At 64.3% G+C, this 24,026-nt stretch carries 29 protein-coding genes; 20 read left to right on the top strand and 9 right to left on the bottom strand.

What is annotated here, in order from left to right:
- Window positions 1-119: 119 nt before the first annotated feature.
- The 8 genes from NKI32_RS12855 to NKI32_RS12820 all read left to right on the top strand — a co-directional run bounded on the left by NKI32_RS12855 (window position 120) and on the right by NKI32_RS12820 (window position 6,610).
- Window positions 120-950, top strand: a complete 831-nt coding sequence (locus NKI32_RS12855) for a transporter substrate-binding protein (protein ID WP_353002817.1) — start codon at window positions 120-122, stop codon at window positions 948-950.
- Between the two features lie 69 nt (window positions 951-1,019).
- Window positions 1,020-1,685, top strand: a complete 666-nt coding sequence (locus tag NKI32_RS12850) for an amino acid ABC transporter permease (protein ID WP_023693641.1) — start codon at window positions 1,020-1,022, stop codon at window positions 1,683-1,685.
- Window position 1,686: 1 nt separating this feature from the next.
- On the top strand, window positions 1,687-2,337 hold the full coding sequence (locus NKI32_RS12845) for an amino acid ABC transporter permease (RefSeq protein WP_023698475.1): 651 nt from the start codon (window positions 1,687-1,689) through the stop codon (window positions 2,335-2,337).
- 4 nt (window positions 2,338-2,341) lie between these two features.
- The gene (locus tag NKI32_RS12840; RefSeq protein WP_023698474.1) at window positions 2,342-3,160 is read left to right on the top strand and encodes an amino acid ABC transporter ATP-binding protein; all 819 of its coding nucleotides are present in this window, start codon (window positions 2,342-2,344) and stop codon (window positions 3,158-3,160) included.
- Between the two features lie 117 nt (window positions 3,161-3,277).
- Window positions 3,278-3,739: a RidA family protein gene (locus NKI32_RS12835; RefSeq protein WP_023673109.1), complete on the top strand. Its 462-nt coding sequence runs from the start codon at window positions 3,278-3,280 to the stop codon at window positions 3,737-3,739.
- Window positions 3,740-3,759: 20 nt separating this feature from the next.
- A complete protein-coding gene (locus tag NKI32_RS12830; RefSeq protein ID WP_031197096.1) occupies window positions 3,760-4,965 on the top strand; it encodes an aminotransferase class V-fold PLP-dependent enzyme in 1,206 nt (401 codons plus the stop codon).
- Window positions 4,966-5,039: 74 nt separating this feature from the next.
- A complete protein-coding gene (purE, locus tag NKI32_RS12825; RefSeq protein WP_352499894.1) occupies window positions 5,040-5,537 on the top strand; it encodes a 5-(carboxyamino)imidazole ribonucleotide mutase in 498 nt (165 codons plus the stop codon).
- A complete protein-coding gene (locus NKI32_RS12820; protein ID WP_353002768.1) occupies window positions 5,534-6,610 on the top strand; it encodes a 5-(carboxyamino)imidazole ribonucleotide synthase in 1,077 nt (358 codons plus the stop codon). Before purE ends, NKI32_RS12820 begins: the two co-directional genes overlap by 4 nt.
- A gap of 38 nt (window positions 6,611-6,648) precedes the next feature.
- Here NKI32_RS12820 and NKI32_RS12815 read toward each other — a convergent pair whose 3' ends face one another.
- On the bottom strand, window positions 6,649-7,077 hold the full coding sequence (locus tag NKI32_RS12815; RefSeq protein ID WP_353002816.1) for a lysozyme inhibitor LprI family protein: 429 nt from the start codon (window positions 7,075-7,077) through the stop codon (window positions 6,649-6,651).
- 242 nt (window positions 7,078-7,319) lie between these two features.
- On the opposite strand from NKI32_RS12815, the gene ykgO reads away from it, so the two are divergent.
- The 4 genes from ykgO (at window position 7,320) to NKI32_RS12795 (ending at window position 9,859) form a co-directional block, all read left to right on the top strand.
- Window positions 7,320-7,445 carry a type B 50S ribosomal protein L36 gene (gene ykgO / locus NKI32_RS12810; protein WP_006327841.1) on the top strand — a complete coding sequence of 42 codons (126 nt, stop codon included), beginning with the start codon at window positions 7,320-7,322 and terminating at the stop codon, window positions 7,443-7,445.
- Between the two features lie 113 nt (window positions 7,446-7,558).
- Window positions 7,559-8,140, top strand: coding sequence for a tetratricopeptide repeat protein (locus tag NKI32_RS12805; RefSeq protein WP_023684032.1), 582 nt, complete (start codon window positions 7,559-7,561; stop codon window positions 8,138-8,140).
- 142 nt (window positions 8,141-8,282) lie between these two features.
- Window positions 8,283-9,347: an alpha/beta fold hydrolase gene (locus NKI32_RS12800; protein ID WP_353002767.1), complete on the top strand. Its 1,065-nt coding sequence runs from the start codon at window positions 8,283-8,285 to the stop codon at window positions 9,345-9,347.
- 5 nt (window positions 9,348-9,352) lie between these two features.
- Window positions 9,353-9,859 carry a hypothetical protein gene (locus NKI32_RS12795; protein ID WP_353002766.1) on the top strand — a complete coding sequence of 169 codons (507 nt, stop codon included), beginning with the start codon at window positions 9,353-9,355 and terminating at the stop codon, window positions 9,857-9,859.
- Here NKI32_RS12795 and pyk read toward each other — a convergent pair.
- Both pyk and NKI32_RS12785 read right to left on the bottom strand, forming a co-directional pair.
- Window positions 9,817-11,262, bottom strand: coding sequence for a pyruvate kinase (gene pyk / locus NKI32_RS12790; protein ID WP_023690053.1), 1,446 nt, complete (start codon window positions 11,260-11,262; stop codon window positions 9,817-9,819). The two genes, NKI32_RS12795 and pyk, sit on opposite strands and share 43 nt — an antisense overlap.
- Complete coding sequence (locus NKI32_RS12785) at window positions 11,259-11,747, bottom strand: DUF1036 domain-containing protein (RefSeq protein ID WP_023673118.1); 489 nt, start codon at window positions 11,745-11,747, stop codon at window positions 11,259-11,261. The genes pyk and NKI32_RS12785 overlap by 4 nt, the downstream gene beginning before the upstream one ends.
- 246 nt (window positions 11,748-11,993) lie before the next feature.
- Between NKI32_RS12785 and NKI32_RS12780 the strand changes: the two genes are divergently transcribed.
- The 3 genes from NKI32_RS12780 to NKI32_RS12770 all read left to right on the top strand — a co-directional run bounded on the left by NKI32_RS12780 (window position 11,994) and on the right by NKI32_RS12770 (window position 14,443).
- Window positions 11,994-12,791 (top strand): N-formylglutamate amidohydrolase, encoded by a 798-nt coding sequence (locus NKI32_RS12780; RefSeq protein WP_023690052.1) that lies wholly within the window; start codon window positions 11,994-11,996, stop codon window positions 12,789-12,791.
- Window positions 12,792-12,803: 12 nt separating this feature from the next.
- Entirely contained in the window at window positions 12,804-13,112 is a 309-nt protein-coding gene (locus tag NKI32_RS12775; RefSeq protein ID WP_353002765.1) for a DUF1244 domain-containing protein, read from the top strand.
- A 155-nt stretch (window positions 13,113-13,267) separates the two neighbouring features.
- Window positions 13,268-14,443 carry an MFS transporter gene (locus NKI32_RS12770; protein ID WP_023690050.1) on the top strand — a complete coding sequence of 392 codons (1,176 nt, stop codon included), beginning with the start codon at window positions 13,268-13,270 and terminating at the stop codon, window positions 14,441-14,443.
- Here NKI32_RS12770 and NKI32_RS12765 read toward each other — a convergent pair.
- A complete protein-coding gene (locus tag NKI32_RS12765) occupies window positions 14,407-15,315 on the bottom strand; it encodes a LysR family transcriptional regulator (RefSeq protein ID WP_023832032.1) in 909 nt (302 codons plus the stop codon). The genes NKI32_RS12770 and NKI32_RS12765 overlap by 37 nt on opposite strands.
- A gap of 95 nt (window positions 15,316-15,410) precedes the next feature.
- Here NKI32_RS12765 and NKI32_RS12760 point away from each other — a divergent pair, with 95 nt between their 5' ends.
- The 5 genes from NKI32_RS12760 (at window position 15,411) to NKI32_RS12740 (ending at window position 20,416) form a co-directional block, all read left to right on the top strand.
- Window positions 15,411-16,367, top strand: a complete 957-nt coding sequence (locus tag NKI32_RS12760) for an SDR family oxidoreductase (RefSeq protein ID WP_353002764.1) — start codon at window positions 15,411-15,413, stop codon at window positions 16,365-16,367.
- 175 nt (window positions 16,368-16,542) lie between these two features.
- Window positions 16,543-17,403, top strand: a complete 861-nt coding sequence (locus NKI32_RS12755) for an FAD binding domain-containing protein (RefSeq protein ID WP_352512243.1) — start codon at window positions 16,543-16,545, stop codon at window positions 17,401-17,403.
- Entirely contained in the window at window positions 17,403-17,885 is a 483-nt protein-coding gene (locus tag NKI32_RS12750) for a (2Fe-2S)-binding protein (RefSeq protein WP_023684040.1), read from the top strand. The genes NKI32_RS12755 and NKI32_RS12750 overlap by 1 nt, the downstream gene beginning before the upstream one ends.
- Entirely contained in the window at window positions 17,882-20,146 is a 2,265-nt protein-coding gene (locus NKI32_RS12745) for a xanthine dehydrogenase family protein molybdopterin-binding subunit (protein WP_023673127.1), read from the top strand. The genes NKI32_RS12750 and NKI32_RS12745 overlap by 4 nt, the downstream gene beginning before the upstream one ends.
- Before the next feature lie 24 nt (window positions 20,147-20,170).
- Window positions 20,171-20,416, top strand: a complete 246-nt coding sequence (locus tag NKI32_RS12740) for a MoaD/ThiS family protein (protein WP_023684042.1) — start codon at window positions 20,171-20,173, stop codon at window positions 20,414-20,416.
- Between the two features lie 275 nt (window positions 20,417-20,691).
- On the opposite strand, the gene NKI32_RS12735 is transcribed toward NKI32_RS12740, so the two are convergent.
- The 5 genes from NKI32_RS12735 to NKI32_RS12715 all read right to left on the bottom strand — a co-directional run bounded on the left by NKI32_RS12735 (window position 20,692) and on the right by NKI32_RS12715 (window position 23,981).
- Window positions 20,692-21,534 (bottom strand): hypothetical protein, encoded by an 843-nt coding sequence (locus NKI32_RS12735; protein WP_353002763.1) that lies wholly within the window; start codon window positions 21,532-21,534, stop codon window positions 20,692-20,694.
- Window positions 21,531-21,923 carry a phage holin family protein gene (locus NKI32_RS12730; RefSeq protein ID WP_023693628.1) on the bottom strand — a complete coding sequence of 131 codons (393 nt, stop codon included), beginning with the start codon at window positions 21,921-21,923 and terminating at the stop codon, window positions 21,531-21,533. The genes NKI32_RS12735 and NKI32_RS12730 overlap by 4 nt, the downstream gene beginning before the upstream one ends.
- Window positions 21,920-22,528, bottom strand: a complete 609-nt coding sequence (locus tag NKI32_RS12725) for a hypothetical protein (protein ID WP_023693627.1) — start codon at window positions 22,526-22,528, stop codon at window positions 21,920-21,922. Before NKI32_RS12725 ends, NKI32_RS12730 begins: the two co-directional genes overlap by 4 nt.
- Window positions 22,529-23,058: 530 nt before the next feature.
- Window positions 23,059-23,475: a DOPA 4,5-dioxygenase family protein gene (locus tag NKI32_RS12720; RefSeq protein ID WP_023690511.1), complete on the bottom strand. Its 417-nt coding sequence runs from the start codon at window positions 23,473-23,475 to the stop codon at window positions 23,059-23,061.
- A gap of 347 nt (window positions 23,476-23,822) precedes the next feature.
- On the bottom strand, window positions 23,823-23,981 hold the full coding sequence (locus NKI32_RS12715) for a DUF3309 family protein (RefSeq protein ID WP_023734747.1): 159 nt from the start codon (window positions 23,979-23,981) through the stop codon (window positions 23,823-23,825).
- Window positions 23,982-24,026: the final 45 nt, after the last annotated feature.

The following is a 24,026-nucleotide window of genomic DNA, read 5'->3' as shown; positions in this document are numbered from 1 at the left end:
ATACATGTGTCTATTGTAAGAGACAATCAGGTCGGCGACACGTGTGTCTGTAAGGGGAACTCAAACAACAGGAGGTCGCAGTGAACGACGCATCCAAGCGAGATTTTCTGAAACTAGGCATGGCCGGGCTTGCAACGGCGGGCGTGATGACCGCTGTCAGCGCCGAAAAGGCGGCGGCACAAGCCGCATCCGACAGCGTTCTGCGCACCGCGCTTGACCGCGGAAAGCTGATCGTCGGCACCGGCAGCACCAACGCGCCATGGCATTTCGAAAACGATGCCGGCGAGCTGGTCGGCATGGACATCACCATGGGACGCATCCTGGCCAAGGGTCTGTTCGACGATCCGAGCAAGGTCGAGTTCGTCATGCAGGATCCGGCGCAGCGCATCCCCAATGTCACCACCAACAAGGTCGACATTACCATCCAGTTCATGACCATGACCGCGCAGCGCTCGCAGCTGATCCACTTCTCCAGGCCATACTATGTCGAGGGCGTCGCCCTGCTGACGCTGCCGACGGCGGAAAACAAGACCTTCGACAAGCTGCTCGCCGGTGGTTCGGCGACGCGCATCTCGATCCTGCAGAATGTCGATGCCGAAAGCTCGGTCCATTACGCCCTGCCGGAGGCGCAGGTGCTGCAGATCGACACCCAGGCCAATGTGCTGCAGGCACTGGAATCGAAACGCGCCGATGCCGCCGCCGTCGATCTTTCAACCGTGCGCTGGCTGGCCTCGCGCAACCCCGACAAATATTTCGATGCCGGCAAGAGCTGGTACTCGATGCTCTACGGCGCGGCGGTCAGGCAGGGCGACCTGGACTGGCTGACCTTCGTCAACCAGACCTTCACCATCGCCATGTTCGGCCATGAGACCGCACTCTACGACGCCGCCTTCAAGGACTATTTCGGCCAGGAGCCGCCGGCCCGCCATGCCGGTTTCCCGGTTGTCTGACAAGTGCTGGCGGAAGGGTTAGCCCTTCCGCCTTCTAGTTCGCATCCCCTTGGTTATTGCGGGAGACGCATGGGCTATACGCTCAACTTCAACCTGATCTGGCGCCATTTCGACAAGCTGTGGGGCGGCCTTCTGCTCAGCCTCGAGCTTGCCGTGATTTCGATTGCCATCGGCGTCGTCATCGGCCTGGTGCTGGCGGTCTGGTATGTCTCGGCCGGACGCGTGGTGCGCGCCATCATTGCGGCTTACGTCGAATTCATCCGCAACGTGCCGCTGATCCTGCTCGTCTATCTTGTCTTCTACGGCCTGCCGACGGTGATCGACGTCGCCTACGACGCGCCGACCTCGTTCGTGCTGACGCTGTCGGTCTATAGCGGCGCCTATCTGGTCGAGGTGTTCCGCTCCGGCCTCGAAGCCGTGCCGCGCGGCCAGCTCGATGCCGGCAAGGCGATCGGGCTCACGCCTTGGCAGCGGCTGGTTCATGTGCGCCTGCCGACCATGCTGCGCATCACGCTGCCGGCGCTGTCCAACACCTTCATCTCGCTGTTCAAGGACACGTCGATCGCCTCGGTGATCTCGGTGCCCGAGCTCACCTTCGGCGCCCAGTGGATCAACTTCAACACCTTCCGCATCGTCGAGGTCTATCTGGTGACGACGGCGATGTATCTGGTGACCGGCTACACCCTGCTCTTCGGGCTGCGGCTGGTCGAACGCCGGTTCAGGGCTGCGCGCTGACATGCTGAGCCAGATCCTCTACGCCGTACCGTTCCTCGCCCAGGGCTTCGCCATCACCTTGTGGGTGTCGCTGCTGGTCGTGGTGCTGTCGCTGATTGCCGGCGTCGCGCTCGGCGTCGGCCTGGTCTACGGCCCGGTGCCGCTGCGCTGGGCCGTGCGCATCTTCTCCGACACCATCCGCGGCATCCCGATCCTGGTGCTGATGTTCTTCGTCTATTACGGCCTGCCGGCCATCGGCCTGCATCTGCAATCCTTCTCGGCGGCGGTGCTGGCGCTGACCTTGTTCAAGACGGCGCAGGTCATTGAGTATCTCCGCGGCGCCGTCGGCTCCATTCCCAAGGGCCAGTCAGAAGCGGCGATGGCCATTGGGCTGACTTTTCGCCAGCGGCTCACCTACGTCATCTTTCCGCAGGCCTTCCGGCGCTTCCTGCCGCCCTGGATCAACGGCGTCACCGATGCGGTCAAGGGCAGCGCCCTGGTCTCGCTGCTCGGCATCACCGACCTGATGCAGGCGATCAATCAGGTCATCGGCCGCACCTATGAGGCGATGCCGCTCTACATCCTCGGCGCCTTGATCTATTTCGCCGTCAACTATGCGCTTTCCTACGCCAGCCGGCGGCTGGAACGGCGCTTTGCCTTCATCCGGGACTAGCACGATGGCCACAAGCTCGAACGACAATGCCGCCCTTCTCGACATTGCCGGGGTCTCGAAAGCCTTTGGTTCGGTCGAGGTGCTTCGCTCGGTCAGCCTCAAGGTGGACAGGGGCGAGGTGGTCACCGTCATCGGCCCTTCCGGCAGCGGCAAAACCACCCTGCTGCGCTGCGTCAACTTTCTCGAAAGCTACGACTCAGGCTCGATCCGCATCGACGGCAAGGAGGTCGGTTTTCGTGAGGCCGGCGCGCGCCAGCGGCGCAGCGAGCGCGACCTTGCCAAGCGCAGCGAGCGCGACCTTGCCAATATGCGCGCCGAAACCGGCATGGTGTTCCAGAGCTTCAACCTGTTTCCGCACCTCACCGCCGCCGGCAACATCATGCTCGGCCTCACCAAGGTGCGCGGCAAGAGCAAGGCCGAGGCGCGCCAGATCGCCGAGCATTGGCTGAGCCGCGTCGGCCTCGCCCACAAGGCCGACAGCCTGCCGGCGGAACTCTCCGGGGGCCAGCAGCAGCGCGTCGGCATAGCGCGGGCAGTCGCCATGGAGCCGAAGATCCTGCTGCTCGACGAGATCACCTCCGCGCTCGATCCCGAATTGGTCGGCGAGGTGCTGGCCGTTGTGCGCAGCCTGGCCGAAGACGGCATGACAATGGTGATGGTCACGCACGAGATGGCCTTTGCCCGCGACGCTTCGAGCCGCATTGTCTTCATGGCCGATGGCGGTGTCAGCGCTGTTGGCCCGCCGAAGGAGATCCTTGCCGAAGAGACCACCAATGAGCGCCTGCGCTCTTTCCTGGCGCGGTTCCGCGCCTCGCATTTCTGACATGGGCGGCCCAAAGCAATTCCAGGAAAAGTGTAAGCGGTTTTCCCGGGAAAAGCGCGAAGCGCTTTCCCTTGGGAATTGCGTAAAACAACAGGCCGGCCCAAGGAGAATTCTTCCATGACGCCTTACATCCGGCTCGCCGAGCTCGGCCTAACGCTGCCCGAGCCGCCGACGCCGATCGCCAATTTCGTCACCCATGCGGAAAGCGGCCGGCTGATCTTTCTTTCGGGTCAAGGGCCGCTGCGCGCCGACGGCACGCTGTGCACCGGCAAGGTCGGCGAGGACGTCACCGTCGAGCAGGCCTATGAGCATGCCCGCCTCACCGGCCTCAACCTGCTCGCCGTCATGCACGCCGCCGCCGGCGATCTCGGCCGCATCGTGCGCGTCGTCAAATTGCTCGGCTTCGTCAATGCGACGCCGACCTTCAGCGACCACCCGAAAGTGGTCAATGGCTGCTCGGACCTGTTCGCCAGCGTCTTCGACAAGATCGGCGGCCATGCCCGCTCGGCGATCGGGGTCGGCTCGCTGCCTGGAAACATCACCGTCGAAATCGAAGCGGTCGTCGAGATCGCCGCCTGACCGTCAAGGGATTGCTGAACATGAAAACCTATTCCGACACCGGCTCCAACACCACGATCCGTGAACGGCTGGGACTGCGGCCGATCATCAACGTCTCCGGCACGATGACGACGCTCGGCGCCTCGATCATCGTTCCCGAGGCGATCAGCGCCATGGCCGAGATCGCCTCGCAATGGGTGGAGATGGACGATCTGCAGCGCGCCGCAAGCGTGATCACCGCCCGCCTCACCGGCGGCGAGGCCGGCTTCATCACCGCCTGCTGCGCCTCAGGCATCACAATGGCGATCGCCGGGGCGATGACCGGCACCAATTTGCTGGCGATCGAACGGCTGCCCGACGATACCGAAGGGCTGAAGTCCGAAGTCGTCATCCAGCTCGGCCATATCGTCAATTACGGCGCACCGATCGACCAGTCGATCCGCGTCGCCGGCGCCAAGGTCATTCCGGCCGGCACGGTCAGCGTCACGCAGGATTATCATGTGCGCGAGGCTATCAACGAGCGCACGGCGGCGGCGCTCTACGTCGTGGCGCACCACACCGTGCAATACGGCATGCTTTCCCTTGAGGAATTCTGCGATATCTGCCACGCCAGGGGCGTGCCGGTGATCGTCGATGCGGCTTCCGAATATGACCTGCGCAGCTTCCTGGCGCGCGGCGCCGACATCGTCGTCTACAGCGGCCACAAATTCCTTTCGGGGCCGACCAGCGGCATCGTCACCGGTCGCAAGGATCTGGTCCGCGCCGCCTATCTGCAGAACCGCGGCGTCGCCCGCGCCATGAAGGTCGGCAAGGAAAGCATCGCCGGCACCATCGCGGCGCTCGAAGCCTGGGAAAAGCGCGACCATGCCGGCATCCGCCGACGCGAGGAAGCGGCGCTCCATCTATGGAGGGATTCGCTGCAGGGAATACCCGGCATCGTCGCAAACATCATTCCCGACCCAACCGCCAATCCGCTCGACCGGCTGCAGATCTTCGTCTCCCCCGAAAGCCGCTTCAGTGCCGCCGGCCTCGCCTCGGCATTGGCGGCCGGATCGCCGCCCATCATCGTGCGCAACCACGAAGTCGAGCGTGGCCATTTCTTCCTCGACCCCTGCAATCTGCACCCAGGCGAGGCCGAGATCGTCGCCGAACGCCTCCGCGCCGTGCTCACCGCGGCCGACAGGCCGGCGGATGCGATGAGACAGCCGCGAAAGGATTCATCCGGCGCCCTGCGCTGGCCGGACTAGGCTGCGGCGGCCGCCATCCTTGCGGGCCAGCCCGAATTCCGCTAAGGCGCGCCTTTACCGCCGGGAGCATGCGCTTGACCGACCACCGCGCCGACGTCGCCATCATCATGGGCAGCCAGTCCGACTGGGCGACGATGCGCCACGCCGCCGAAACGCTGGACGCGCTGGGCATCCCGCACAAGCGGCTGATCGTCTCCGCCCACCGCACCCCGGACCGCCTCTATGATTTCGCCAAGGGCGCCAAGGCGGCCGGCTACAAGGTGATCATCGCCGGCGCCGGCGGCGCCGCCCACCTGCCCGGCATGACGGCGGCGATGACGCCGCTGCCGGTGTTCGGCGTGCCGGTCGAATCGAAGGCGCTGTCCGGCCAGGATTCGCTGCTCTCCATCGTCCAGATGCCGGCCGGCATTCCGGTCGGCACGCTTGCCATCGGCAAGGCGGGTGCGGCCAACGCCGCCCTTCTGGCGGCCGCCGTGCTGGCGCTGAACGACGAAGAACTTGCCGCCCGCCTGGATGCCTGGCGCGCCGCCCAAACCGCCAGGGTCGCCACCGAACCGACGGACGCGCCGTGAGCCTCCCCGCGGGATCGAGCATCGGCATCATCGGCGGCGGCCAGCTCGGCCGCATGCTGGCTGTTGCCGCAGCGCGCCTCGGCTACCGCACAATTATCCTCGAACCGCAGGCCGATTGCCCGGCGGCTCAGGTCGCCAACCGCCAGATCACCGCCGCCTATGACGATGCGGACGCCCTTGCCGAACTGGCGGCAGTCAGCGCCGTCGTCACCTACGAATTCGAGAATGTGCCGGTAGCGGCTGCCGGCGCGCTCGCCGCCAAGGTCCCGGTCTATCCGCCGCCCAGGGCGTTGGAAATCGCCCAGGACCGGGTGGCGGAGAAGCTGTTCCTGAACGGCATCGGCATCAGGACAGCGGATTTCCGCTCCGTCGACAATGACGACGAGCTGACGGCGGCGCTGAGAGAGTTCGGCGGCAGCGGCATCTTGAAAACCCGCCGCATGGGCTATGACGGCAAGGGCCAGCGCGTCTTCCGCAACATGGAGACGGGCGGCTTTGCCGGCACATGCGAGACCATGGGCAATGTGCCGCTGATCCTCGAATCCTTCGTCGCTTTCGAGCGCGAAATCTCGGTCATCGCCGCGCGCGGGTTGGACGGCGCGGTCGCCGCCTACGATCCGGCTGAGAACGTCCACCGCGACGGCATCCTGCATACCTCGACCCTGCCGGCCCAGATCAGGCTGGAGACGACGGCGACGGCACAGGGGGCGGCAGCGAAAATCCTGTCGGCCCTCGACTATGTCGGCGTCATCGGCGTCGAGTTCTTCGTTCTTGCCGATGGCACGCTGCTGGCCAACGAAATGGCGCCGCGCGTGCACAATTCCGGCCACTGGACGGAAGCCGCCTGCATCGTTTCGCAATTCGAGCAGCATATCCGCGCCATTGCCGGCCTGCCGCTGGGCAACCCTGGCCGGCATTCAAACTGCGTCATGGAAAACCTGATCGGCGACGATGTGCTGCGCGTACCCGCTTTGCTCGCCGAGCCCGATCTGATGCTGCATCTCTACGGCAAGGCGGAAGCGCGCCCAGGCCGCAAGATGGGCCATTTCACGCGCATCAGCCGCCGTAGCTAAGCCATTCCGGCACTTTGCGCGAGGGCGTGGATCGAGCCCTATTGCAGCTCGTCGTTCAGATCCCCGTCCTCGTCGGGGCTGGCGCAACTCGCATCGCCTTCCCTACAATTGGCGCCCGCGGTGAGCTGTTTGATGCGCTGGTCAGTCAGTTCGGTCAGGCATTGTGAAACCTCCATCGGATGGATGGAGCCGCCCTCGCTGTCTGTCGTCGTATAGGCGCATTCGGCGTCGCGGAAGGCGATCCAGGCGCGTTGCGCGACCTGCAGCAGCTTCCTGCTCTTGTCGTCGTTGCGACCGACGAGATCCTTGTAGGCCTGGTTGAGCTTGGCATCGGCCGCCTGATAGTCCTCGCCGGCGCAGATGTTCATCATCTGCTGGCTGTCGTCGTTGCGGTCGCATTCCTGCGCCTGCGCGATGGAGGCGGCTGCCAGAACGGCAAGGCTCGCGGACACAAACAACAGGCGCATGGAGGTCTCCAAATCGGCTTGCGGGTGCCGCACCATTCCAGCCCGCCTTCGGCCGCGCAATGGCGTGGAGCCGAGATGGCGGATATTTGATGGCCAAAGCCATTCTCGGCCTCTATCCAGCACGCTTGCGGTTGACACGGGCAAGGCTCCTCGTTTATGAGCCACCGCAAGTTCAAAGGCGCGCTTTTCAGGCGCGCCTTAATAATTCGGCCCGGACAGGGCCCAGACCGACGGGCAAGACCATGAAGATCAAGAATTCGCTCAAGGCGCTGAAGGCGCGTCACCGCGACAACCAGCTGGTTCGCCGCAAGGGCCGCGTCTACATCATCAACAAGACCGCTCCACGCTACAAGGCGCGCCAGGGCTGAGTGTTCGGCCGGAGGCTCGTTGCCTCCGTCCATACGATGGTAATTGCCTGGTTTCAGGCACTTTCACGCTAATTTCAGTTTGACGATCCGCCGTCCGGGGTTAGATTCCGGCGATGCGGATTCTTTTTGCATTTTTGGCGACCCTGTTTCTTTTCGGCGTCGCTCCGGCGTCGGCGGACGATCCGCCGGCAAAGCCGCCGGTTGCTCTGACCAGGGAAGCCAGGCTCGACCAACTGTTTGCCGAGCTGAAGCGCGAGCGCAACGAAAAGGCGGCCGAGCGCATCGCCGGGCGCATCTGGGGCGAATGGTTCCAGTCCGGCAGCGCCTCGATCGACCTGATGATGCAATGGTCGCAAAAGGCGATGGACGACCAGAAGTTCGACGTCGCCCTCGACTTCCTCGACCAGGTCGTCATCCTGCAGCCAAAATATGCCGAAGGCTGGAACCGGCGCGCCACCGTCCATTACATGATGAAGAATTTCGGGAAGTCGATGTCCGACATCGACCAGACGCTGCAGCTGGAACCACGCCATTTCGGCGCGCTTTCCGGCCTGGCCCAGATCATGGCCGCCACCGGCCACAAGCAATCGGCGCTCGAAGCCTGGCAGAAGGTGCTTACCATCTATCCGATGATGCGTAGCGCCCAGGACCAGGTCGCGGCAATTTCGGAAGAGCTTGCCGGAGAAGGAATTTGATTAGGCAGTAGGAATTAGGGATTAGTCAGTAGTCAGTAGAGAGATTGGTCGAGACGCCACCTCCCTACTCCCTACTCCCTACTCCCTCTCCCTACTCCCTACTCCCTAGAACTTATCCCCCTCCACCCCCGTATCTCCGCGCATGAACCTCATTTACGCCGCCTGTGCTTTGCTCCTCGCGCTCGTCTTTGCCCTGGCCGGTGTCACCCGCGCCGGCGCGTGGCTGATCGAGTGGCGGAACCCGCCGGCCGGCGAATTTGCCGACATCGACGCCACCCGCATCCACTATGTCCACGTGCCGGCGCCACAAAATGCCGAGCTGCCGGCGATCGTCTTCATCCATGGCGCCAGCGCCAATCTCAGGGATCAGATGCTGCCGATCAGGCCTTTGCTCGAAGGCCGCGCCGAGATGGTCTTCCTCGACCGGCCGGGCTTCGGCTGGTCGGCGCGCGGCCCCGGCAATGAGAGCCCGTCGGGGCAGGCCGACACCATCGCCGGGCTGATGGACCGTCTCGGCATCCACAAGGCGATCATCGTCGGCCATTCGTTTGGCGGCGTGATCACCGCCGCCTTTGGCCGCGAACACCCGGAGAAGACGCTCGGGCTGGTCTTTCTGTCGCCGGTCAGCCACCCCTGGCCGGGCGGCGCGACCGCCTGGTACTACAAGCTGACCGCCACCCCCGTCATCGGCTGGCTGTTCTCGGAGACATTGACCTATCCGGCAGGCACGCTGCAGATGGACGGCGCCACGGCCTGCGTGTTTTCTCCCAACAAGGTGCCGGAAGGCTATGTCGGCAATGCCTCGATTCCGCTGGTGCTGCGTCCCGGCGCTTTCCGCGCCAACGCCATCGATATCGCCGGCCTCTACGACTATACGCTGAAGGCCGCGCCGCATTACCGCGACATCACAGCGCCGACGATCGTCATCTCGGGCGATCGCGACAAGGTGGTCTATGCCTCGATCCATTCGGTCGGCCTGGTCAGGGACATCCCCGGCGCCGAACTGATCTGGGTCCACAATCTGGGCCACAAGCCGGATTGGATCGCGCCAGACCTCGTCGTCGGTGCCATCGAAAAAGTCGCCGGCAAGGTCGTCGACCTGCAGGCATTGGCAAAAACCGTGGAAGCACGCATCGCCGGCGATGCCTACAACGATGCACAGTGCCCCGACATTACGGTGCCCGACGCGGAACTGGCCCCGACCTGATCGCAATGTATGTCCTGAAACACGGCATCAAGAGAAACCCGGAGAAGCGATGGGCGTTGCCGGACCGCATCTTCTTCGGCTATGGCGCGTGCGCCATTCTTGCCGGCGCCTTTCTCGAGCGTCCTCCTCTGGACGGCTTTTACGGCGAACGGATCATTCCTGGCGAGGGCTTTTCCGGGAACCATATTTACGCGACGAACGGCGTGATCGCGTTCGACTACCACGGCTATTCAGCCCGCGAGCGGCTTTTGGAACACCACAAGAGGGGCTGGGCGTCGCGCAATCCCGGGTGGCACTGCACGATCGCCACGGTCGATTTCGATCTGCTCGACACAGTCGAACTCAACCGGCGAAAGATGCTGGGTCCGGACCAGTACCTGCACGACCCCGTTCCCCGGGCTCGCCGCTTCCTTCGGCGCATCGATCACGCCGAAGGTGCGGCAAGAGCGCAGCGAACTGTGACGAGGTCTCAGCCTATGTTGCGGGTGGCCTGCACGTCCGATCCGACATAGGCGATGCGCAGCATGTTGGTCGAACCCGGCGTCCTCAGCGGCACGCCCGCCGTGATGATGACGCGGTCGCCCGGCTGGCCGAACCCCTCTTCGAAAGCGATGCGGCAGGCGCGGTCGACCATGTCGTCGAGGTCGCTGGCGTCGGGCGAGACGACGCAATGCGTGCCCCACAAAAGCGACAGCCGCCGCGCCGTGTTGAGGATCGGCGACAGGGCGATGATCGGCACTTGCGGCCGCTCGCGCGCGGCGCGCAGGCCGGTGGTGCCCGACGCCGTATAGGTGATGATCGCCGACAGTTTCAGCGTCTCGGCAATCTCGCGGGCGGCGAGCGAAATGGCGTCGGCGCCTGTTGCTTCCGGTTCCGAGCGCTGCGCGTTGATGATGCCGGCATAGGTCGGGTCGGTTTCGACCTTGGTGGCGATGCGGTTCATCATCGCCACCGCCTCGACCGGATAGGCGCCGGCAGCGGATTCGGCTGAAAGCATGATGGCGTCGGCGCCCTCGAACACGGCGATCGACACGTCGGAGACCTCGGCGCGGGTCGGCACCGGCGCGGTGATCATCGATTCCAGCATTTGCGTGGCGACCACCACCGGCTTGCCGGCGCGGCGCGCGGCGCGCGTGATCTGCTTCTGGATGCCGGGCACCGCTTCCAGCGGCATTTCCACACCGAGATCGCCGCGGGCGACCATCAGCGCGTCGGAGAGTTCGATGATTTCGGCCAGCCGGGCTACCGCCTGCGGCTTTTCGATCTTGGCCATGATAAGCGCCCGGCCGCGCGCGATCTTGCGGGCTTCCGCCAAATCCTCCGGCCGCTGCACGAACGACAGCGCCACCCAGTCGACGCTTTCCGCCAGCACCGCATCGAGGTCCTTGCGGTCCTTTTCGGTCAGCGCACCGACCGGCAGGTCGGTGTCGGGCAGGCTGACGCCCTTCTTGTCGGAAATGGTGGTGCCGGCGACGACCGCGCAGGTGATCGACTTGCCGTCGCTCTTCACCGCCCTGAGCTCCAGCTTGCCGTCGTCGATCAACAGACGGTGGCCGGCCTCGACCGAACTCAGGATTTCGGGATGCGGCAGGTAGACGCGGGTCGACGTGCCGGGCTCGGGATTGTTGTCGAGGGTGAAGGTCTGGCCCGGGGTCAGCACCTCCTTGCCGTTGGCGAACTTGCCGACGCGCAGCTTCGGTCCCTGCAAATCGGCCAGGATGCCGATCGGACGGCCGACCTTTTCCTCGACCGCGCGGATGCGGCCGACCAGCGTGCGCATCAGCTCGTGATCGGTGTGGCTCATATTGATGCGGAAGACATCGGCGCCGGCTTCGAACAGCTTCTGCAGCATCTCCTCGGACGATGAGGCAGGACCGATGGTGGCGAGGATCTTGACCTTGCGGCTACGTCTCATTGACTGTTTGTTCCCGGGGCGGCTGGAGCGCCTCCCGTTGTGGACTCATCGGTCAGCTGGACCATCCAGCTTGCCTGCTCGCCCGTGTCATATTCCTGGAATCCGGCGCGCTGGAAGCCCCGGGCGACGCAATCGGTAACGCCGGCAATCTTGAATTCTTTTTCGGCCACGCACATGTTGATCGGGCCATCCCAGCGCCCGCCGCGCTCGGCGTCTTCTGCATAAAGATAGTAAAACCTCGATGACAGCGGACCTTCGATCAGCGTCTTGCAGCTCGATCCTTCGATGTGCCACCACCCCTCGGTGATCCAGCCTGCCTTGGCGCGGTAGCCGATGCCGACGCCGACCAGGTTCTGCGTGGCGTTGCAGACGCGGAAATCGGCGCGGGCAGGCGAAGCCGCGACCAGCGCGGTGAGCCCTAGCGTCAGGGTCAGGAGCGGCACGGCAAAGGCGGTGCGCGCACGCGGCCTGCCGGCGGAACCCATCCCGAAACCCCTCAATAACGTCATCTGCATCTCTCAGCGCCCCTTTTCGGAAAAGTCCGGGCGCATGTCAACGCGCCGTTCTGTCCAATTCCAATCGATTTAGAAAGGCCCCCGACACGCGATCTGCCGCGCGTCACAGGATTTTCGCAGAAACCGTGGCCAAACAACGGCATTGCGCAACAGTCCTCTTCGTGGGAATGACGATACCACCCTCCCCGGAAGCCAGCGAACAGACCTTTCCAGCCAATGACCCGATCCACAGTTTTCGCGCCTTTCGATATCGTCGAAGGCGACCGCAAGCGAGGCATCGTGCTTGTCGCCGACCATGCCCGCCGCGACCTGCCGGAGGAGTATGGCAGTCTCGGCTTGCCGGCGGCGGAACTCGATCGCCATATCGCCTACGACATCGGTGTCGAGACGGTGACGCGCGAACTGGCCGCAGCGCTCGACGTGCCGGCGGTGATCGCCAATTTTTCGCGGCTGCTGATCGATCCCAATCGCGGCGAGGACGACCCGACGCTGATCCGCCAGCTCTATGACGGCACTGTCGTGCCGGGAAACTACCCTATGGCACCGGCCGAACGCGAAAGGCGGCTCGACGGCTTCTACCGGCCTTATCAGGACGCGGTCGGCGCCATGATCGCGTCGGTGGCGCACGCCTCAGGCAAAGCGCCGCTCATCTTCTCCGTACACTCCTTCACCCCTGTCATGCAGGGCTTCATCCGCCCTTGGCATGTCGGCATATTGTGGGACCTCGACGACCGCGTGGCGCGGCCGCTGATCGACATGCTGGCGCAGGATAAAAACCTCGTCGTTGGCGACAATGAACCCTATGACGGCGCGTTGCGCGGCGACACCATGTTCAAGCACGCCATCGTCAACGGCTTTGCCCATGCGCTGATCGAGATCCGCCAGGACCTGATATCAGACCGCAAGGGGGCGCTGGCCTGGGCGGAACGGCTGGCGCCGATCGTTGACGCCATCGACCGCCGTCCCGATATACATCAGGTGAAGATGTTCGGCTCGCGCACCGGGCCGCTGTGAGGACCCAAGGCAATGACCGAACTCAGCGATGACCAGAAACGCGATTTCGAGGCCGCGGCCTTCCGCCGGCTGGTCGAGCATCTGCGCGAGCGCAGCGATGTGCAAAACATCGACCTGATGAACCTCGCCGGCTTCTGCCGCAACTGCCTGTCGAACTGGTATCGCGAAGCGGCCGAGGCTGAGGGCGTCGATCTCGGCAAGGATCAGTCGCGCGAAATCGTCTACGGCATGCCCTATGCGCAATGGCAGGCGCTGAACCAGACCGAGGCTTCGGACGCCAAGAAAGCGGAGTTCGAGGCAAGACGGCCGAGGGATCCCTGAAGTAGCGCGCGGTTCACAGGATTGACGTCGGCGGGACAGCGCCTAACGGTTTCCCCTTAGATGTGGCCCACAAGCTTTTCGCAGCCAAGCGCTTGACGAGAAATTGAATCGATCTAATTTGCCGCGCAAAGCCATTCCTTGACCGGATTCGGGCCATGAACGCGCAAGACACCATGCAGAGCGCCCTTCAGGGGCGATGGGCCGTAGCCGCGATCTTCCTCGCCAACGGCTTCCTGACCGGCAGCTGGGCGCCGCAGATTCCGGTGTTCCTGACCCGGCTCGACATCTCGAAATTCACCCTCGGTCTGCTGATCCTGCTGTTCGGCGTCGGCGCGGTCGCGGCCATGAGCTGGTGCGGCCATCTGATCTCCAGGCATGGCTCGCGCACCGTGTTGCGCTGGTTCGGCCTTTGCGGCAGCCTCGGCCTGCTGATCGTGGCGCTGGCGCCCAACGTGCCGCTGGCGGCGATCGCCATGATCATCTTCGGCGGCTCGATCGGCGGCATGGATGTCGCGATGAACGCCAATGCGGTGGTGGTCGAGCGCCGGCTGTCCCGCGCCATCATGTCGTCCTCGCACGGCTTCTGGAGCCTCGGCGGTTTCGCCGGTGGCGGTCTGGGCGGTTACGCCATCCAGACTTACGGCCACCTCGCCCATGCGGCTGTGGTCACGGTCATAGCTTTTGCCGTCATTGCCGTGGCGGTCGGCTACCTCATCGCCGAGGACAAGCCGCAGGCCGCCGAGCATCACAGATTAACGCTGCCGGCCAACCCGCTGGTCTATCTTGTCGGGCTGATGGCGCTGCTGACGATGATTTCCGAGGGCGCCGTGCTCGACTGGGCAGCGCTTTATCTCCGGCAGGAGCTCGGCGCCGACCTCGCCATCGCCGGCCTTGCCTACGCCGCCTTCTCCGGCGTCATGGCTGTCATGCGCTTTTTCGGCGACGGCGTGCGCAACCGCTTCGGCGCGGTGGCGACGCTGCGCGGCTCGGCGGTGGTCGCCGCCGCCGGCATGCTGGTCGCCGGCCTGTCGCCTTCGCCCTGGATCGCCATCGCGGCTTTTGCCCTGTGCGGCTTCGGCATCGCCAATATGGTGCCGATCATCTTCTCGGCCGGCGGCAACCAGGAAGGCATGTCGTCGGGCACCGGCATGAGCGTCGTCACCACCATGGGCTATTCCGGCATATTGGTGGCGCCGTCGGCGATCGGCTTCGTCGCCGAGCATTCCAGCTTCGGGCCGATCTTCGTCGCCATGTCGGGGCTGTTGATCGTCGTGCTTTTGATGGCCGGGCTCGCTCACCGCGCCGAATTCGCGGCCGCCCCCGCCGAATAGCGCTTCAGCTCCTCATAGAGGAAATCCGCGACGCGGCGGATGCGCACGCTGGTGCGCACGTCGCGATGCATGGCCAGCCACACCGGCAGGCTGGGCAGTGGCAGGCCGGGCAGCAGTTTCTCCAGCGACGGGTCGCTGTCCGTCAGCGGCTCCTGGCCAAGACCGACGCCGTTTCCCGCCCGCAGCGCTTCCCACAGCACGATCTGGTTGTCGGCCCTGAAGCGGAAGCTGCTTCGGGTGACGGGGATGCCGGCCTGGGTAAAGCCCCGGATCATCTCGTCGCTGCGGTCGAAGCCGATCAGCGGATGGTCGAGAAGATCGGCGGGCTTGAGCGGGCGGCCGTGCTGGTCGAGATAGGATTTCGCCGCGCAGCAGCAGAGCTTGATATCGCAGACCTTGCGCGCCGTCAGCTCGTTCTGCGCCGGCTTGACCATGCGGATGGCGATATCGGCATCCCTTCGCAGCAGGTTCTCGACCTGGTTCGAGGCGACGATCTCGACCTCGATGCCGGATTCCTCGATGCCGAGCCGCGCCGTCATCCTCGGCAGCACATAGGCCGCCACCACCTCGCTGGCGGCAATGCGCACCGTGCCTTCGATCGCCTCGACCGAGCCCAATGCCAATAGTGAGAACGCGCTCGCCTGCTCGCTCACGGCCTTGCCGCGTTCGAACAGCGTGGCGCCTGCTTCCGTCAGCGCATAGCCGCGCCGCCCGCGCCGGAACAAGGTGACGCCCAACGCCTGTTCGAGCTCACCGATGTGACGCCCGAGCGTCGGTTGGCTGGCCGACAGTTTGCGCGCTGCGGCCGACAGGCTGCCGGTCTCCGCCACGGTGACGAAACTCTTGATCAGGTTCCAGTCGATGTCTTCCATTCATTTATGAATAACAAATCTGCATCCATAGTCAATTTTCATTCGCGTATGAACGCATCATATTCACCGTGCAAACACAGACACGGAGAAGAAAAATGACCAAGATCGCAATTCTAGGCGCCAATGGCCGGCTCGGCCGCGTGGTTGGCAAAGCCTTCATCGACGCCGGCTTCGATGTCCGCGCCGTCACCCGCACCGGCAAGGTCCCGGCCGAACTGAAGGGCGCCACCGCCGTCGCCGGCGATGCGCTCGACCGCGAGGCGCTGATCCGCGCCACGCAGGGTGTCGACATCATCTTCAACGGTCTCAACCCGATCTACACCGATTGGAGCAAATGCCTGCCGATGGCGGAGAACGTCATGGCCGCCTGCCATGCCAACGGCGCGCTGCATCTTTTCCCCGGCACTGTCTACAATTACGGCTCGCCGATGCCTGAGGTGGTCACCGAAGACACGCCATTTCGTCCGACGACCGAGAAGGGCCGCATCCGCTGCGCCATGGAAGCGCTGTTTCGCCGCGAGGCCGATGCCGGCCGCGTCCGCACCATCATCCTGCGCGCCGGCGATTTCTTCGGCGGCACCGGCAGCGGATCATGGTTCGACCTCGTCGTCGCCGCCAAGATGAGCAAGGGCGTCTACACCGCGCCTGGCCCGGCCAACCTCGTGCACGAATGGGCCTATTTGTTGGACTTCGCCATCGGCTTCGTCGGCCTGGCGCGTAATCAGGGCAAGCTCGGCTTCTTTGAGGCGCTCAACTTCCCCGGCCACGCCGTCACCGACATGGACATCAAGGCCGCGGCCGAGAAGGCGCTTGGCCGGCCGCTGAAACTGACCTTCATGCCCTGGTGGGTGCTGCGCGCCGGCAGCCCGTTCGTGGCGATGTGGCGCGAGATCGTCTCGATGTCCTATCTGCGCTTCGAACCGCACCGGCTCGTGTCCGACCGGCTGGAAGGCATCATCGGCGAAGTCCCGCACACGCCGCTGGACGAGGCCGTGGCCGAGGCCTTGAAGGACATCGGCATCAGCCTCGACCGTGCAAAAGACGCCGCTTAAATGCATGTCGCCCAGAAGTGTGCGCGGTTCTGGGACAACGACATGCATCAAAACAAAGACTTTAGACAAAATCTCTCGCGGTGCTGGCCCAATCGCTGGAAATCAGCAACCGGATGGTCATTATGAGGAGACTGTTTATAACGGTCGGCGAGATCACCATCACCAAGGGGAGACGATGCGTTACATACGTCCGCTTTCAATCGAAGACGCCGTTGGCCTGCTGGCCGACGCTTCCGGCACATCAGCCATTCTCGCTGGAGGCAGTGACCTCCTCGTTCGGATGAAGGGCGGGTTTGTCGATCCCGACCTGATCGTCGACATCAAGGCGATCGAGGGCTTGAGCGAGATCAGGGAGACGGCCGACGGCTTCAGCATCGGCGCCACCGTCCCCTGCGCCGTCCTGGGCGAGAGCGCGGTTCTGAAGAAGGCCTGGCCCGGTGTCGTCGAAGCGGCGAAGCTGATCGGCTCCAAGCAGGTCCAGGGCCGCTGCACCATCGTTGGCAATCTGTGCAACGCCTCGCCGGCCGCCGACAGCGTCCCGGCCTTGGTGGCCGCCGCCGCAAAGGCCGTGGTTGCCGGTCCCTCGGGCAAGCGCACCATTCCTGTCGAGGCCGTGCCGATCGGGCCCGGCAAGACCTCGCTCACCAAGGGTGAGATCGTCGAGGCGATCCTGCTCGGCAAGCGGGAGCCGCGTTCGGGCGACGCCTATCTCAGGTTCATTCCGCGCACCGAGATGGACATCGCCGTGGTCAGCGCCGGCGTGAAGCTGTCGCTCGACGAGCATGGCGTCATCACGGCCGCGCGCGTCGCGCTGGGCGCCGCTGCCCCGACCGTGCTTCTGGTGGAAGAAGCAGCCGAGGCTCTCATCGGCAGGAAGCTGGACGAGGCGGCACTTGAGCGGCTCGCCAAGATCTGCGCCGGGGCCTGCCGCCCCATCGACGACAAGCGCGGCACCATCGAGTTCAGACGAAAAGTTGCGGGCGTGCTGGCCGGACGGGCCGCGACGACCGCCTACGCACGTGCAGGAGGCAAATGATGGCCGGTGTAGCAGTTTCAACGACAATCAACGGCGATCACGTCGAATACCTTTGCCAGCCCGACGAGACGTTGCTCGACGTCCTGCGCGATCGGCTCGGCCTGACCGGCGCCAAGGAAGGCTGCGGCACGGGCGACTGCGGCGCCTGCTCGATCATTCTCGACAATCGGCTGGTCTGCTCCTGCCTTGTGCTTGGCGCTGAAGCCGAAGGCAGGCATATCGAGACCGTCGAGGGCATGGCGCATGGCGATCAGTTGCATCCGCTGCAGCAGAAATTCCTCGAGCATGCGGCCCTGCAATGCGGCATCTGCACGCCGGGCTTCCTCATCGCGGCCAAGGATCTTCTGGCCAAGAACCCCGATCCTACCGAGGAAGAAATCCGCTTCGGCCTCGCCGGCAACCTCTGCCGCTGCACCGGCTACGACAAGATCGTGCGCGCGGTCCAGGATGCGGCCAATGTGATGAAGGGAGCGCACGCATGAACTTCGATCCACGCTTTTCGGGCCGCAAATTCTCCTCCGTCGGCACGCGGCCCATCCGTCCCGACGGCGTCGACAAGGTGACGGGACGCGCCCGTTACGGCGCCGACTTCAACATGGCGGGACAGCTGGTCGGGCGTGTCCTGCGCAGCCCGCATGCGCATGCCAGGATCCTCAAGATCGACACTTCGAAAGCGGAAAAGCTGGCCGGCGTGAAAGCGGTGATCACCGCCGCCGACCTGCCCGATCTCACCGATGGCGATGCCGCCATGTACGACGTCCTCGACAATTGCATGGCGCGCGGCAAGGCGCTCTATGACGGCCACGCCGTGGCCGCGGTCGCCGCCGTCGATGCCCGCACGGCAAGGCAGGCGCTGAAGCTGATCGAGGTCGAATACGAGCTGTTGCCGCATGTCACCGATGTCGACGAGGCGATGAAGCACACCGCCCCCTTGATCAACGACACGATCTTCACCGAGGGTCTCGAGGAAAAGCCGGTAAAGCCGTCCAACGTCACCAAGCGCAGCCAGTTTGGCCATGGCGATGTCCATCAGGGTTTCGGCCACGCCGATGTCATCGTCGAGCGCTCCTTCAAGACCGAGCAGACGCATCAAGGCTATATCGAGCCGCATGCCTGCGTGGCGAGCGTCTCGTCCGACGGCACCGCCGACCTCTGGGTCTGCACGCAGGGCCATTTCGTCTACCGCCAGCATTGCGCGCAACTGCTCGGGCTGGAAGCCTCGAAGCTGCGCGTCACCTCGTCGGAGATCGGCGGCGGCTTCGGCGGCAAGACCCATGTCTGGGCCGAGCCGGTGGCGCTGGCTTTGTCGCGCAAGGCCGGCCGGCCGGTGAAGCTGGTGATGACCCGCGACGAGGTGTTCCGCGCCTCGGGTCCGACCAGCGCCACCTCGATCGACGTCAAGATCGGCGCCCGCAAGGACGGCACCATCACCGCCGCTGAAGCGACGCTGCGCTACACCAGCGGCCCCTATGCCGGCACCTGGGCCGAGATCGGCGCCATGACGGCCTTCGCCTGCTACAAGCTCGATAACGTCCAGACGGTCGGCTTCGAAGTGCTGGTCAACCGGCCGAAGACCGCGGCCTATCGCGCACCCTCGGCACCCATGGCGGCGTTCGCGGTGGAAAGCGCCGTCGACGAGTTGGCCAAGGAGCTCGGCATGGACCCGGTCGAGTTCCGGATCAAGAACGCCGCCCAGGAAGGCACCCGCTCTTCCTACGGCCCGGTCTACGGCCCGATCGGCATCGGCCCGACGCTGGAGGCGGCCAAGCACCATCCGCACATGAAGGCGCCGCTTGGCAAGAACCAGGGCCGCGGCATGGCCTGCGGCTTCTGGTTCAACTTCGGCGGTCAGACCTGCGTGGACCTGAACATCGGCATGGACGGCTCGGTGTCGCTGGCCGTCGGCACGGTGGACGTCGGCGGTTCGCGCGCCTCGCTGTCGCTGGTGGCGGCGGAGGAGCTCGGCATCGACTATGCCCAGCTCAAGGCGGTGGTCGCCGACACGTCCTCGCTCGGCTACAATGACATGACCGACGGCAGCCGCGGCACCTTCTCGTCCTCGATGGCGACCATCTCGGCCGCCCGCAACGCGATCAAGATTCTGCGTGAGCGCGCCGCCCAGACGTGGGACATCCCCGTCGACGACGTGGTCTGGGAGAACGGCCACGCCATCGCCAAGGGCGAGAAATACGGCAACCTTGCAGCCCTGTCGCTGAAGGAGATCGCCGCCGCTTCCGGCAAGACCGGCGGGCCGATCGCCGGCCACAGCGAGCTCGTCGCCGACGGCGCCGGCGTCTCCTTCGCCACCCATATATGCGACATCGAGGTCGACCCCGATACCGGCTCGACCAGGGTGATCCGCTACACGGTGATCCAGGATGCCGGCAAGGCGGTGCACCCGACCTATGTCGAGGGCCAGTACCAGGGCGGTGCCGCGCAAGGCATCGGCTGGGCGCTCAACGAGGAGTATATCTATGGCAAGGACGGACGCCTCCAGAACGCCGGCTTCCTCGACTACCGCATCCCGGTCTGCTCGGACCTGCCGATGATCGACACGCAGATCCTCGAGATCCCCAACCCCAACCACCCCTATGGCGTGCGCGGCGTCGGCGAAACCTCGATCGTGCCGCCGCTGGCGGCGATCGCCAACGCCGTCTCCAACGCAGCCGGCGTGCGCATGACCCACATCCCGATGTCGCCGCCACGGGTTCTCGCCGCGATCGAGGCGGAACGGGGAGGCTAGGGCAAAAATGAGGTTCTTGCCCTAATGGTCGAAGTGACGCTCTGGGGCGCGCTGGGCCAGCTCGCCGGCGGCCAGAGCAAGGTCGAGGTCGAGGCCAAGGACATAAGGGAGCTGTTCAGGAAACTGGCTGAACAGTATCCCGGCATCGAGCCCTGGATCGAGAAGGGCATCGCGGTGGCCATCGACGGGACGATCTATCGCGATACGTGGTCGAAGGAACTGCCGCCGGGGGCGGAGATTTTTCTGCTGCCGCGGCTGGCTGGGGGGTGAAGTGGGGTGTCGCCCTACGTCCCAGAGCGGACCGGCATCCTCGGTCTGCGACCTTCAAGTGCAGGTCGGTCCTCGCCTAGATACCAGTTTTGCTGACCGCGTCTTATCGGCGGCGGGTTGGCCAATAATCCAGAGAACCTGATCCGCTGGATTACTATCGGCAAGGGACATCAGTCCGCACACCGCTTTGAAGTGACTCGAGCGGGTCACCGTTTGACGGACAACACCGGCCCCTTTCTGGAGAGGCCGGCTATCGTTGATCCAGGATCATCAAGCTAGGTTTGGCGCTGAGACGTATCGGAAATACGTTCGCGCACGGCATGCTCGGTCTTGTCTGCTGTGGACTTCACGATCTCGCCGAGCTGATCGGCTATCGTGTCTGCTTCCATATCTTGCCGGCCAGCTTCCTGCTTGATGGTCTCATAGGCGTCGGCGGCGACCTGCTTGGCCTCATCGAGGCCCCTATTGAGCAAAGTTTCGGCGGAATCGCGAAGCTTGTCGCCATAGGCGCCTAGTTGCTCGTCCTCCGTTGCGGTATGGGGCAGCATAGCACCTATAGCGGCGCCGATGGCGAGACCGACGGCCGCTACGGCCAAGGGTTGATCCTCCAATAGATCTTGCGCGGAGCGGCTGGCTTTCGCCGCCATGTCCCCAGTCGTCGAGCTTGCATTGGCAGCGCTTCCCGTCAGGCCCGCCGCAGCGGCTCTTGCGGCGCTCGATATGGTGTCGCCGACGCTGGTAGCGCTCGAGGAGAGCGATTCCGCGGCGTCGGAGAGCGTGCCGCCCAAGCCGCCGCGCTCCCCTGCTGCATCATGTCGTCCCGGCGCTGAAGACAATGGATAGCCAGCCGAACGTTGGGCGGCGTTTGAGGTACCGCTGCCGAACATCAGCCAGGCCAGACCTGCGCCCACCATGGTGACCGGCAAAGGATTGTCTCGGACCTGCGTTCTGAGATTACTGAGCATGGCCGCGCTCTCCCCTCCCGAGAACAACCCGGTGAACTCATCCAGCAATTGTCCCGGCGTCATCTTGCCTCGAATGGATTCGGCGGTCTCCATCACCCGAGCGCGAGCCGCCTCGGCCTCGCGTTCAAGTTCGGCTGCGGATTTCTCGTTCATCTCACCTGCTCCTTAATCGCGCTCGCGTCGCGCTTGAGCTGTCCCTGGGTCCGGTCGGGGGTAAGTTCCGAAGGCGCCATGCTGGCCGTCCCCGTCCGCAGCAGGATGACGCCGAGGACCGCCACGACCACACCGACCAGCAGGGAAGACCATCCCGCGCCAAGCCCTGCTCGCGTCAGTGCGATAATGAGCGCCTGCAGCAACACCAAGAGCGCGGCGAGCAGGCAAATCGCGCCGCCCAGCACTTCCGCGGCACCTGCTCCGGCTTTGGTAAGCTTTTCAGAGAGCTCGGCCCGAAACAGCCTCGCCTCGGTTTGCACCAGAGTGGTGACATTCTGGGCCAAATCGGTGACTAGCCCGGCAAGGCTGGGATTGTCCTGGTTGTTCATCTGTCCTGCTCCGCGATCTGCGTGGCCCCATCATCGCCGACCACGCCAAAATCTTGTGGACGATCAGCGGACCAACCCTGTGGCTGATCGGTGTGTGATTTGAGGCCTCCCGGAGCGGCCTCAGAATCGGGCCTTGCCGGCGGAGAAGCCTTGATGAACCGCCCGAGAGCCAATCCGGCCAACACCGATCCCGCAAGCAGGACACCGGGATTTTGCCGGCCGAAGGACTGCACGTCATCAAGGACTTGGCTAAAGGGCTTCTGTTTCAAGGACGATGAAAGCCGCTCAAGGCCACTGGCAGCATCCAAAGCGAATTTCGATGCGTTCCTTTCATCGTTGCTGGCAAGATGATCGCTGGCCGCTCGCAGTGCACCACCCAACGCCGCCAAGCTCGATCCGATGTCGCGCTGCGCCTCCTCCGCCTTGTCGGAGATGACCTGCGTGGCTTCAGATGCATAGTCGCCAGCCTTACGGGTCACCTCGTCCCGCGCGTCGTGAAGCAACTCGCTGGCACGCTCATTTTCCTGGCGAAGTCTTTCGGAGACGTCGCTTTTCGCCTTGTCGAAATCGGTGGGCTGTCCGCCCTGATCCTTCTCATGCTGCATGAGGCCACCTAGTGAAAACCGAGGAAGGAGAGGACCGCGAGCACGACGACGATAAGGCCGATAAGATAGATTACACTGTTCATGTGCACGTCCTCCGTAGCTTTCCAACTTCGACGAACCTGCGATGTTCCGTAAGTGAGAACATTTATCTCAGCCGAAACGAAGAGCTTCGTCAGGCACGCACCCAGTCACCAGTGAGTTGCCCTGTCCCTCGTGCGGAGCGCCAGTTGTTCCGTACGAACGGGTGCGCCCGACCCTGCGGGAACGAGTGCCGGCTGCCTCCTCTATTGCAATCTTTGCCTATTCGGCGACCCCGCCTCGGCGTACCGGCGACCAAGGAGAACTCTCCCTTGCCATCAATTGACGGTCCATCGCTCCAACGGCCCCGCGCTGGTTCGGCACCTTCGACGAAGTAATGATGAAGGCATAGGATACGGCTTGAGGCGCAAAGCGGCCTGTCATGCATGCCTGAGCTAGGCTACTGGTGAACGCGTCTCCAAGGCCAAGTCTCTACTTTGCAGAACGCCTCCCTACGCCCCCAACGTCGGCTCCGTATTCACCTCCAGCGCCTCTTCCGCCTCATCTTCCTCGCCGAGCACCTCCCCATGCACCCCCAGCGGCCGGCCGATCCAGATCGGATCGACGAGATGGTCGCGTTTGGGGTTGGTGGTGTTGGGGTGGATGAGAATGCTCAGGCCGCCGTGGTTCAGCATCAGCCATGGGACCAGCGTGGCGAAGATCTCGGTGGCGAAGGAGACCTGGTACATGGCCTGCTCGTGCGGGCCGACCGGCTCGTCGCGCCAGTTGCCCAGGCGCACGCGAAAACGTTCGCCGATGCGCAGGCGCAGCCATTCGGCGTGTTGCCGCTCGGCTTGGCCGTCATAGTAGATGTGGGCGTGATAGCTGGCGATCTCGGCGAGCGGCCTTGGCGGGTTGGCGGTGTTCACCTTGATGGCTCCCTCGGCGATTATGGTGCGGGCAGCGTATACGCAAGGGGGCGGGGTGGCCAAGGGGGGCACAGCGTGTGCTCGTCATCTCGATTTCAGGCCAATCGCATAGGCGTTCCCCCACTCCGTCTCGGCTTCGCCGAGCCACCTCTACCCCCACATTCGTGGGGGAGAGGAAATGCTAACCGCCGAGGTCGTGGCCTTGAAAAGCTTGGCATTTCCTCTCCCTCATGGACATGGGGGAGGGTGGCCGCCCAGCGGCCGGAGTGGGGGCGGGCGCGCCGTATGCCTATTGCCAGCACTTCATCGGGCGAGGAAACGCTGATCGCTGAGGTCTCTTGCCCCGATCAAACCCTGCCCATCAGCACCAGGATCAGCAGCACCACCAGCACAATGCCGACGATGCCCGATGGCCCATAACCCCAGGAGCGCGAGTGTGGCCAGGCCGGTACGGCGCCGATCAGGATCAGGACTAGAACGATGATGAGGATGGTGCTGACGGTCATTAAGAGTCCCTCGCCTTGCTGGTCGGATACGGAGGGACAATGCAA

The sequence above is a fragment of the Mesorhizobium sp. M0761 genome (genome assembly GCF_040320205.1).
In the GTDB taxonomy this organism is placed as follows: domain Bacteria; phylum Pseudomonadota; class Alphaproteobacteria; order Rhizobiales; family Rhizobiaceae; genus Mesorhizobium.
This window is presented reverse-complemented; position numbering and strand designations above follow the sequence as displayed.

What these genes read in the sequence shown, in the direction of transcription:
- NKI32_RS12855 (WP_353002817.1), top strand. Translation starts at nt 120, where the DNA reads ATGGCCGGGCTTGCAACGGCGGGCGTGATGACCGCTGTCAGCGCCGAA.
- NKI32_RS12850 (WP_023693641.1), top strand. Translation starts at nt 1,020, where the DNA reads ATGGGCTATACGCTCAACTTCAACCTGATCTGGCGCCATTTCGACAAG.
- NKI32_RS12845 (WP_023698475.1), top strand. Translation starts at nt 1,687, where the DNA reads ATGCTGAGCCAGATCCTCTACGCCGTACCGTTCCTCGCCCAGGGCTTC.
- NKI32_RS12840 (WP_023698474.1), top strand. Translation starts at nt 2,342, where the DNA reads ATGGCCACAAGCTCGAACGACAATGCCGCCCTTCTCGACATTGCCGGG.
- NKI32_RS12835 (WP_023673109.1), top strand. Translation starts at nt 3,278, where the DNA reads ATGACGCCTTACATCCGGCTCGCCGAGCTCGGCCTAACGCTGCCCGAG.
- NKI32_RS12830 (WP_031197096.1), top strand. Translation starts at nt 3,760, where the DNA reads ATGAAAACCTATTCCGACACCGGCTCCAACACCACGATCCGTGAACGG.
- NKI32_RS12815 (WP_353002816.1), bottom strand. Translation starts at nt 7,077, where the DNA reads ATGCGCCTGTTGTTTGTGTCCGCGAGCCTTGCCGTTCTGGCAGCCGCC.
- ykgO (WP_006327841.1), top strand. Translation starts at nt 7,320, where the DNA reads ATGAAGATCAAGAATTCGCTCAAGGCGCTGAAGGCGCGTCACCGCGAC.
- NKI32_RS12805 (WP_023684032.1), top strand. Translation starts at nt 7,559, where the DNA reads ATGCGGATTCTTTTTGCATTTTTGGCGACCCTGTTTCTTTTCGGCGTC.
- NKI32_RS12800 (WP_353002767.1), top strand. Translation starts at nt 8,283, where the DNA reads ATGAACCTCATTTACGCCGCCTGTGCTTTGCTCCTCGCGCTCGTCTTT.
- NKI32_RS12795 (WP_353002766.1), top strand. Translation starts at nt 9,353, where the DNA reads ATGTATGTCCTGAAACACGGCATCAAGAGAAACCCGGAGAAGCGATGG.
- pyk (WP_023690053.1), bottom strand. Translation starts at nt 11,262, where the DNA reads ATGAGACGTAGCCGCAAGGTCAAGATCCTCGCCACCATCGGTCCTGCC.
- NKI32_RS12785 (WP_023673118.1), bottom strand. Translation starts at nt 11,747, where the DNA reads ATGGGTTCCGCCGGCAGGCCGCGTGCGCGCACCGCCTTTGCCGTGCCG.
- NKI32_RS12780 (WP_023690052.1), top strand. Translation starts at nt 11,994, where the DNA reads ATGACCCGATCCACAGTTTTCGCGCCTTTCGATATCGTCGAAGGCGAC.
- NKI32_RS12775 (WP_353002765.1), top strand. Translation starts at nt 12,804, where the DNA reads ATGACCGAACTCAGCGATGACCAGAAACGCGATTTCGAGGCCGCGGCC.
- NKI32_RS12770 (WP_023690050.1), top strand. Translation starts at nt 13,268, where the DNA reads ATGAACGCGCAAGACACCATGCAGAGCGCCCTTCAGGGGCGATGGGCC.
- NKI32_RS12765 (WP_023832032.1), bottom strand. Translation starts at nt 15,315, where the DNA reads ATGGAAGACATCGACTGGAACCTGATCAAGAGTTTCGTCACCGTGGCG.
- NKI32_RS12760 (WP_353002764.1), top strand. Translation starts at nt 15,411, where the DNA reads ATGACCAAGATCGCAATTCTAGGCGCCAATGGCCGGCTCGGCCGCGTG.
- NKI32_RS12755 (WP_352512243.1), top strand. Translation starts at nt 16,543, where the DNA reads ATGCGTTACATACGTCCGCTTTCAATCGAAGACGCCGTTGGCCTGCTG.
- NKI32_RS12750 (WP_023684040.1), top strand. Translation starts at nt 17,403, where the DNA reads ATGGCCGGTGTAGCAGTTTCAACGACAATCAACGGCGATCACGTCGAA.
- NKI32_RS12745 (WP_023673127.1), top strand. Translation starts at nt 17,882, where the DNA reads ATGAACTTCGATCCACGCTTTTCGGGCCGCAAATTCTCCTCCGTCGGC.
- NKI32_RS12740 (WP_023684042.1), top strand. Translation starts at nt 20,171, where the DNA reads ATGGTCGAAGTGACGCTCTGGGGCGCGCTGGGCCAGCTCGCCGGCGGC.
- NKI32_RS12735 (WP_353002763.1), bottom strand. Translation starts at nt 21,534, where the DNA reads ATGAACGAGAAATCCGCAGCCGAACTTGAACGCGAGGCCGAGGCGGCT.
- NKI32_RS12730 (WP_023693628.1), bottom strand. Translation starts at nt 21,923, where the DNA reads ATGAACAACCAGGACAATCCCAGCCTTGCCGGGCTAGTCACCGATTTG.
- NKI32_RS12725 (WP_023693627.1), bottom strand. Translation starts at nt 22,528, where the DNA reads ATGCAGCATGAGAAGGATCAGGGCGGACAGCCCACCGATTTCGACAAG.
- NKI32_RS12715 (WP_023734747.1), bottom strand. Translation starts at nt 23,981, where the DNA reads ATGACCGTCAGCACCATCCTCATCATCGTTCTAGTCCTGATCCTGATC.